Source organism: Pseudoduganella sp. RAF53_2 (genome assembly GCF_052113985.1).
In the GTDB taxonomy this organism is placed as follows: Bacteria; Pseudomonadota; Gammaproteobacteria; order Burkholderiales; family Burkholderiaceae_D; genus Rugamonas.
Genome location: NZ_JBFRDW010001016.1, coordinates 1 through 1,312 on the forward strand (window position 1 = coordinate 1; position 1,312 = coordinate 1,312).

General features: G+C 56.8%; 2 protein-coding genes and 1 pseudogene. All 3 read left to right on the forward strand.

Features of this window, described 5'->3' with window-relative positions:
- Positions 1–647: serine hydrolase domain-containing protein (locus tag AB4Z11_RS31935; RefSeq protein ID WP_442030224.1), on the forward strand; the 647-nt coding region annotated here is incomplete at its 5' end.
- Entirely contained in the window at positions 622–1,017 is a 396-nt protein-coding gene (locus AB4Z11_RS31940; RefSeq protein ID WP_442030226.1) for a DUF3471 domain-containing protein, read from the forward strand. The genes AB4Z11_RS31935 and AB4Z11_RS31940, both read left to right, overlap by 26 nt.
- Positions 1,018–1,119: 102 nt before the next feature.
- Positions 1,120–1,312: pseudogene (locus tag AB4Z11_RS31945) on the forward strand (hypothetical protein); the annotation flags it as partial.

The window sequence follows — 1,312 nt, forward strand, 5'->3', positions numbered from 1 at the left end:
GCAAATATTTGCCCGCTCTGCCGGCCAGCTGGGGACCGGCGACCGTCCGCCAGCTGCTGTCGCACACTTCGGGCATTCCGAGCTATACGTCGCCGGACGATTCCGACGCCAAGCTGATGCCCGTGAAGCATACCCCGCAAGAGCTCATCGACTTGCTCAAGGACGTTCCGCTGAATTATAAGCATGGTACGAAATTCACGTATAACAACATGGGTTACGTCCTGTTGGGCCGCATCATCGAGGCCGTGGGCGGCATAAGCTACCAGGACTATCTTGAGCAAAAGCTGCTGACGCCGATCAACCTGCACGATTCGGGCTATGACGACGGGCGCATAGTGGTGGGCCAGTTGGCCCAGGATTACACGGATGGTCCGGACCAGGTGGTGAAGGGCAGGCTGGTCAACATGAGCAACGCGTATGCGGCGGGCGCTATGTATTCGACAGTGGATGATCTTCTCGCTTGGCATCAGAGGCTGATCAAGGGGAATGTGCTGAGCCCGGCCGCACTGAAGGCGATGTTCACTGACGGTGGCCATCATTACGGGCTGGGCTGGTTCATCCATGAGAGCCTCTCGCGCAAGTTGTATGAGCACGGCGGCAACATCGGGGGGTACAGCCTCTATGCTGGCTTATTACCCGGACGATAAGGTCACTGTCATTGTCTTGAGCAATTATGGTGACGAAGTTGTCGGCAAGATCACCGACGCACTGGCGCGCATGGCGCTGGGCGTGGCCCCGGCGCACCGCCAGGTCAAGGTGGATCCTCGTCTTTATTCGCGCTTCGAAGGGCAATATCAACTGGGATCGGCGACCTTTTTTATCAGCTCGAAAGGCGACCGTCTGTTTGCCCAACTGGCTGGGCAGCGGCAATTGGAGATATTTCCTGAAAGCGAATACCGCTATTTCTATAAGGCCGTCGATGTCGTGCTGACCTTCGAGAAAGATGCTGGTGGGAAAATTGACGCCGTCACAGTGGAACAGGACGGTAGCGAAACCAGGGCCAAGCGCCTTGACTAGTACTGTCAGGCAACACCCATCAACCCAGCGAATTGGAGTGCAATTGAAGCAGTTCATTAGTTAATGGAGAGAACCTGCCGGCCTGGTCGGCGCCGATCAGCCATGCAGTGGTCGTCGGCACACATGCTATCTGAGCGGGCAACTTGCCATTGGCCGCGATGGGAACTATGTTCCGGGGAGGAGGAAGCGCGGCACGCATTCCAGAATGTTGCACATGTTCTGGAAGCGTCAGGTTTCACGCTGCAGGATATGGTGTTTGTCGATATTGCCTTCATCGACCTGGCGGACCTGCCAC